Here is a 5,852-nt window from a genome sequence, read left to right as displayed (position 1 = left end):
GTCGTTCAAGCTGTATCTCGGTTCGTTCGCGCAGTCGAAGTTCGACTCGGTCGACGCGGTGCGCGACGTGCTGAAGCGCGACGTATCGGCCGCGTGCGGCGCGAGCGTATCGGTGCAGCTGGTGTCGGCGCACGATTTCAGCAAGCTGGAGATGGACGAGCTCGACGGGCTGTCGCTCGACCGGCTCGATCTCGACACCGACGTGTACGAACCCGATCCGTCGCTGCTGTCGGCCGCCGAGGATGAAGCGCCGGTCGAGGAGACGCTCGTGTCCGACCTGCTGCGCTCGAACTGCCCGGTCACGGGGCAACCCGACTGGGGCAGCGTGCAGATCCACTACGTCGGGCCGCAGATCGACCACGCGGGCCTGCTGCGCTACATCATCTCGTTCCGCAATCACACGGGCTTTCACGAGCAGTGCGTCGAGCGGATCTTTCTCGACATCCTGCATGCGTGCAAACCGGTGAAGCTCGCCGTGTATGCGCGCTATACGCGCCGCGGCGGGCTCGACATCAACCCGTTCCGCACGAACTACAACCAACCGATGCCGGATAACGCGCGGACGGCGCGGCAGTGAACGACCCGGCGAGCCGCGTGAGCAGCCGTCGGCACGCGGCTAAAGTTTGGGCCGCTCGCCGAACGCGGCTGGGAAGCCGTTCTTGATGTAGTCGGTCAGCTGAGTCAGCGTCGCCTGATGCGCGTATAGGTCGGCCAGACGATGAAGTGACGCTGTCGGGAATTTTGCAGCCCGCGGACGCCGACTACTTGCGGAAGAAGCGCCGCCGCGGGCGCCAATCGATGCCGTGGCCTTCCAGTATGCGCCGCAGCCGACGAACTTCACTCCCCAGGGCCACCAGCATGGTGGCCGTTGCAACGGGCATCACCCATTCCCCCGCATATCGAAACGTTGCCCATGCAATGCCTGCGACAACGGCACCACAAACCAGAAGCGCAATCCGATCTGCGATCCAGTTCATGCTGCAGCCTGCTGCGCGAGACCCATCACGCCATAGTGGTGCCGAGGCGTCCCGAAGGCAAACACCTCCGGGTGCGAAGCCAGATGCCGCACCAGCGCGCCATCGACCCTGATCCCATGTTTGGAAAGCGCATTGACGGCCGATCGCGAAGCGTTGACACCATTGGAACACGAAAGCGAATGGCCCGACGCAACCAGCAAACTGCCGATCGCCGCACCGACGTACCACGATGCATATAGCGACCCCGCGTACACCAGCACATCGCTCAGTACACCTGCACCGATCAATTCACCAATCGTAACCCGTGATCCAAACGTCTTGACCGCGGTTGCGATCGCACCAATGGTCGTCAGCGCTTGTTGCTGCGTCGAAAACAGGCTCGCGGGAACCGGCAACCCCAATGCATCCATGTTTTCCTTGAACGTCAAATAGAAGCCCCGGCAGTAAGCCATCTCAAATTCCTCTTTCTCGGCAAATGGATATTCCAATATACAGAATAAACAGGGGAATTTTATTGAGATTAAATTTTTCGAGAACTCCCGAAATCTCCGATGCATTCCGCGTATGCCCACCGATTCTGCTTCCAGCCGGATTTCGACATCACCCCAATTTCTCATTTATTTTGTTATAAATTGCAAACTGAAGCGCTCGAAGACTGCCCCCTCGTTCCTCGCAGCCGACACGCCGGTTGCCCCAGATCAGCCTCATCGACAGCACGCGTAGCAACCCGACCTTTCACGGCAACTCGGCCAATCGCCCGGTAGCCCGCTTCCATTCGACGGCTGGACGGTGCAGCATCGCGATGCGCAATCGATTCACACTTGAGGTCGTGCGGTTTTCGAAGTGCGGAACGTGCGTTTCTCTAATTCGGCGCAAACACGTCGGCCCGGCACTTCGGACAATACAGGTAGATTGTTCGACCATCGCGCAGGGAAATGAAGCCTCGCCTTGCCTGGTCTATCCTCCATTTCGCCGCGCCACCACCCGCAAGACGCGCTTCGCCTTCGGCATAGCAACGCGCGGCATCCAGGTCATGGCTGTACGCCCGTTCTGTCACGCGGTTCGCACGCTTGAAAAACGTGCCGACATCCGCCCGCCGAAGAACGAACGTGCGACACATATCCGCCGTTTCGTCCCCGCTGATATCGGCCGACCACGCACCGTTCCTGACGATTTCGACTGACTCCGGCACGACAATGGGTACCGCGCCGCCAGGCGCTAATCTATTGGACAGCGTGCCCGCAAGCGCACCGTGGGCGGTCAAGAGCGCCAGAGTCAAAACTGCGATCCAGATGACCATTGCCCCCGGCCGCCCCCATGCGGTTCTTCCGCAAGCCGCGACGTACACTGTCACCCGTCCCGCGCCGGCAAGCCGCCAAAGGTGCGTGCAAAGTTACTCTCGATATAGGCCAGCACACGCGTCAGCGCGTCCTGGTCTTCGTACAAATCGACAAGCGCATCCCCATCGAGCGAATCCGGATCGATGCGCTCGATCTGTTCAAGCCGCAGACGGATGGCACGGCCCATTCGCCCGTCAGCAATGGTACGGCGATGTCGGCTGGAATCTCCGATTGGTCACCTTGAGTCGTTTCAATTCACCTTTTGACAATAAGCAGCCCTTTCCCGCAGCAAACCGATGAATTTGGAAAACGGTATGTTGCCGGGAGGCGCCAACATGTAATGCCCCTCATGATACGGGCGCGCGTCTTTAACCAAACATAGCCGAAGGGTAATCGCGTATTGCACGGCATCCGCCAGACACCGCGCTTGTTCGAATATCCGATCTTTCACGGCAGCGCGACCAATCGCGCGGCGTCCCATCTCCTTTCTGCGGCTGCACGATGCAGCATTGCGAGCGTAATCGGTTCCCGTTTGAAGTCGTGCGGCTTTCGGAGCACCCATCGCAGGAATAGCGAATAGAGCAACCCTTCGCCTTCCATTAGGAAATATCTGTGGAAATCGAAATCGCCCGTATCCACGGCAAACCGTTCAAAAAAGTGCCCCATGAAGTCGCTGGCTTCGTCACCGGTTTGACCGAGGTCTTCCCAGAGCCGAGTGCCAGCGGCGAGCGGCTTCGATGGGCCGAGCCCTACCTCCGAGCTGACAAAGGCCACGATCTCGTCCCAACTCACGTCTTTCATCAGAACACCCTATCCTCGCGTTTGACTAGGCTGTTGTACCTGGAGACCGTGCCGTGAACGATCGCGAACACGTCACGCGCAAGCAGCGCCCAACCCGCGCCGGGAACGGCACGTCCGACGAACACGCCGAGCTTCCGGGTCAGGATGATCCGAAACGACTTGATACTCTGCAGCGTCACGGTGGGTAAAACCTTCCTGTTCAACTGGTAGCGGAAAATCGATCGAGCTATCACGGATGCGACGGAGGTTCCTTTCGTCGCGCCGCCGAATTTTTGCCTCGTCGGCAAAACGGGCCAGCCCGCCGGAATCAGGATCACCGCTTCGACATCGTCGATCCCGGCCCGTGCACACGTCTCTTCTACAGCCACGAAAAAGAAAAGCTCGGCGGGAGTGAGATCCGAATGAACACCGTAGCGGTATGTATTGCCCGTCATGGTGCGACATCGCGAATCGTTGATCGGGAAGACGACCATACCCAGCAATCCGCTTAGTCTGCTCGTTCGAATTGCATGATGCTCGTTGCGAATTACGTGCCCATCACTGCCGTCACCCGCCAGACGGACCTGTCGTCTCGCGCTCTCATCGACAGGATTCTATTCAAGGTGTAAAAATTCAGTGCCAACGCAACAAGGCCGGTGCACGTCCATGCACCGGCCTTGTTATACAGCTTCCGCGCTCGCCGCGTTACTTCACCGGCGGCTTGTAAGCGATGCAATCGACCTCGACCTTGCAGTCGATGACCATGCTCGACTGCACGCACGCGCGCGCCGGCGGGTTCTCGCCGAAGTACGACACGAACACCTTGTTGAACGACGCGAAATCGCGTGCGTCGTCGAGCCACACACCGCAGCGCACGACGTGCTCGAGGCCGTAGCCGGCTTCCTTCAGGATCGCGATCACGTTCTCGATCGTCTGCTTCGACTGCGTGACGATCCCGCCTTCGACGACCTCGCCGTTCACCATCGGCGTCTGGCCCGACACGTACAGCCAGCCGTCGGCCTCGACCGCACGTGCAAACGGCATCACCTGGCCGCCGGTCCCCTTCGCTTCGCCCACGCCATATCGCTTCATCGTTTCACTCCTCACATTTCGGTTACGGATGCGCGCGCCGGCTTGGACACGCGCGGAAGATCGGAACACCCGCCGCGTTCAGAACGCCGCATCGGCACTCGCCGGCACACGCTCGCCGCGCGCGACGAAACCGCCCGCGCGCTCGCCGGTCGGCTGGCCGTTTTCGTAGGTCAGCACGCCGTTCACCCACACCGCGTCGATCCCGTGCGCGGGCTGTTGCGGCTTCTCGAACGTCGCCGCGTCGATCACACTCGCCGGATCGAACAGCACGAGATCCGCGTGGTAGCCGACATGCACTTCGCCGCGCTTCGCGATCCCGTAGCGGCGCGCGGACAGCGACGTCATCTTGCGGATCGCCTCCTCGAGCGGCAGCAGGTTCGTGTCGCGCACGTAATGACCGAGCACGCGCGGGAACGCGCCCCACAGCCGCGGGTGCGGCAGCGGATCGTTCGGCAGGCCGTCCGAGCCGACCATCGTCGCCGGATGCGACAGGATCCGGCGCACGTCGTCCTCGGACATGTTGTGGTACACGGCGCCCGCGGGGCGGATGCGCTGCGCGGCTTCCTGCTCCGTCACGCCCCAGTCGGCCGCGATCGCCTTCAGCAGCTTGCCCGCGACTTCCGGATGCGGCTCCGACCACGTGATCGTGATGTCGATGTCGCCCGTCACCTGCTTCAGATCGAGCGTCGACGAACTGCGACTGTACGGATAGCAGTCGCAGCCGACCGGCTGGTAGCGGCGCGCGCCTTCGAGCGACGCGAGCACCTCGGTGCTGCGCCCCCAGTTCGACGGGCCCGCGCACTTCAGGTGCGAGATCACGACCGGCACCTGCGCGTGGCGGCCGACACGATAGGCCTCGTCCATCGCATCGAGGATCGCGTCGAACTCGGTGCGCATGTGCGTCGTGTACAGCGCGCCAGCCTTGGCGAGCGGCTCGGCGAGCGCCATCACTTCCTCGGCCGGCGCCGCGAACGCGGAGCCGTACGCAAGGCCCGACGACAGGCCGAGCGCGCCGTTCGCGAGCGCCTCTTCGAGCTGCGCGCGCATGCCGGCGATCTCGCCGTCGGTCGCCGCGCGGTCGAGGCGGTCCATCTGGTTGTTGCGCAGCGCCGTATGGCCGACGAGCGCCGCGACGTTCACGGCCGGGCGCGCATCGTTCACGGCCGCGACGTAAGCGGCGAAGGTCGGGTACCGGAACGCGCCGCGCTCGCCCAGCAGGTTCATCGGATCGGGCGGATCGCCGGCGAGCGTCACCGGCGATGCGCTGATCCCGCAGTTGCCGACGATCACGGTCGTCACGCCCTGCGAGATCTTCGGGATCATCTCCGGCGCACGGATCACGTGCGTGTCGTCGTGCGTGTGCACGTCGACGAAACCCGGCGCGAGCGCACGGCCGTTCGCGTCGACGACGTTCTCGGCGAGCCAGTTCGACAGGTTGCCGATCGCCGCGATCAGGCCGTTGCGGATCGCGACGTCGCGCGTGACGGGCGGCGCGCCGGTGCCGTCGTACAGTTGAGCGCCGACGATCAGCGTATCGGCCGCTTCGGGATGCGAATGCATGGTCAGTCTCCTACCGGTTGACGGTCTCCCCCGCCGCGGTGCGCATCGAGCGCGTGTTTGATGCGGCGCAGCGATTCCCGGCCCGCATCGCCGAGCCGCAACG

General features: G+C 62.6%; 9 protein-coding genes and 1 pseudogene. 1 reads left to right on the top strand and 9 read right to left on the bottom strand.

What is annotated here, in order from left to right:
• The coding region (locus tag A9Z05_RS01695) for an NADPH-dependent 7-cyano-7-deazaguanine reductase QueF (RefSeq protein ID WP_069616630.1) at positions 1-577 on the top strand (577 nt) is incomplete at its 5' end.
• Between the two features lie 184 nt (positions 578-761).
• Here the strand turns inward: A9Z05_RS01695 and A9Z05_RS35790 are convergent.
• From A9Z05_RS35790 to A9Z05_RS35780, 9 genes and pseudogenes are all read right to left on the bottom strand, one after another.
• Entirely contained in the window at positions 762-977 is a 216-nt protein-coding gene (locus tag A9Z05_RS35790; RefSeq protein ID WP_124505017.1) for a hypothetical protein, read from the bottom strand.
• Positions 974-1,594, bottom strand: a complete 621-nt coding sequence (locus A9Z05_RS01690) for a hypothetical protein (protein WP_218077797.1) — start codon at positions 1,592-1,594, stop codon at positions 974-976. Before A9Z05_RS01690 ends, A9Z05_RS35790 begins: the two co-directional genes overlap by 4 nt.
• Before the next feature lie 245 nt (positions 1,595-1,839).
• Complete coding sequence (locus tag A9Z05_RS37135; protein ID WP_069616628.1) at positions 1,840-2,277, bottom strand: hypothetical protein; 438 nt, start codon at positions 2,275-2,277, stop codon at positions 1,840-1,842.
• Between the two features lie 50 nt (positions 2,278-2,327).
• Complete coding sequence (locus tag A9Z05_RS36745) at positions 2,328-2,504, bottom strand: hypothetical protein (protein WP_176730128.1); 177 nt, start codon at positions 2,502-2,504, stop codon at positions 2,328-2,330.
• A 260-nt stretch (positions 2,505-2,764) separates the two neighbouring features.
• A complete protein-coding gene (locus A9Z05_RS01680) occupies positions 2,765-3,118 on the bottom strand; it encodes a DUF1493 family protein (RefSeq protein ID WP_069616627.1) in 354 nt (117 codons plus the stop codon).
• Positions 3,118-3,552: an STM2901 family protein gene (locus A9Z05_RS01675; protein ID WP_069616631.1), complete on the bottom strand. Its 435-nt coding sequence runs from the start codon at positions 3,550-3,552 to the stop codon at positions 3,118-3,120. Before A9Z05_RS01675 ends, A9Z05_RS01680 begins: the two co-directional genes overlap by 1 nt.
• A gap of 250 nt (positions 3,553-3,802) precedes the next feature.
• Positions 3,803-4,189 carry a RidA family protein gene (locus A9Z05_RS01670; RefSeq protein ID WP_050016655.1) on the bottom strand — a complete coding sequence of 129 codons (387 nt, stop codon included), beginning with the start codon at positions 4,187-4,189 and terminating at the stop codon, positions 3,803-3,805.
• A 78-nt stretch (positions 4,190-4,267) separates the two neighbouring features.
• On the bottom strand, positions 4,268-5,749 hold the full coding sequence (locus A9Z05_RS01665; protein ID WP_069616626.1) for an amidohydrolase family protein: 1,482 nt from the start codon (positions 5,747-5,749) through the stop codon (positions 4,268-4,270).
• Between the two features lie 2 nt (positions 5,750-5,751).
• A pseudogene (locus tag A9Z05_RS35780) lies at positions 5,752-5,852 on the bottom strand (transcriptional regulator); the annotation flags it as partial.

The sequence above is a fragment of the Burkholderia sp. A2 genome, from assembly GCF_001729305.1.
Lineage (GTDB): Bacteria > Pseudomonadota > Gammaproteobacteria > Burkholderiales > Burkholderiaceae > Burkholderia > Burkholderia sola.
This window is presented reverse-complemented; position numbering and strand designations above follow the sequence as displayed.

Excerpts from the sequence above, each read along its gene's own strand:
- A9Z05_RS35790 (WP_124505017.1), bottom strand. The coding sequence starts at position 977 with ATGAACTGGATCGCAGATCGGATTGCGCTTCTGGTTTGTGGTGCCGTT.
- A9Z05_RS01690 (WP_218077797.1), bottom strand. The coding sequence starts at position 1,594 with ATGAGAAATTGGGGTGATGTCGAAATCCGGCTGGAAGCAGAATCGGTG.
- A9Z05_RS37135 (WP_069616628.1), bottom strand. The coding sequence starts at position 2,277 with ATGGTCATCTGGATCGCAGTTTTGACTCTGGCGCTCTTGACCGCCCAC.
- A9Z05_RS36745 (WP_176730128.1), bottom strand. The coding sequence starts at position 2,504 with ATGGGCCGTGCCATCCGTCTGCGGCTTGAACAGATCGAGCGCATCGAT.
- A9Z05_RS01680 (WP_069616627.1), bottom strand. The coding sequence starts at position 3,118 with ATGAAAGACGTGAGTTGGGACGAGATCGTGGCCTTTGTCAGCTCGGAG.
- A9Z05_RS01675 (WP_069616631.1), bottom strand. The coding sequence starts at position 3,552 with ATGACGGGCAATACATACCGCTACGGTGTTCATTCGGATCTCACTCCC.
- A9Z05_RS01670 (WP_050016655.1), bottom strand. The coding sequence starts at position 4,189 with ATGAAGCGATATGGCGTGGGCGAAGCGAAGGGGACCGGCGGCCAGGTG.
- A9Z05_RS01665 (WP_069616626.1), bottom strand. The coding sequence starts at position 5,749 with ATGCATTCGCATCCCGAAGCGGCCGATACGCTGATCGTCGGCGCTCAA.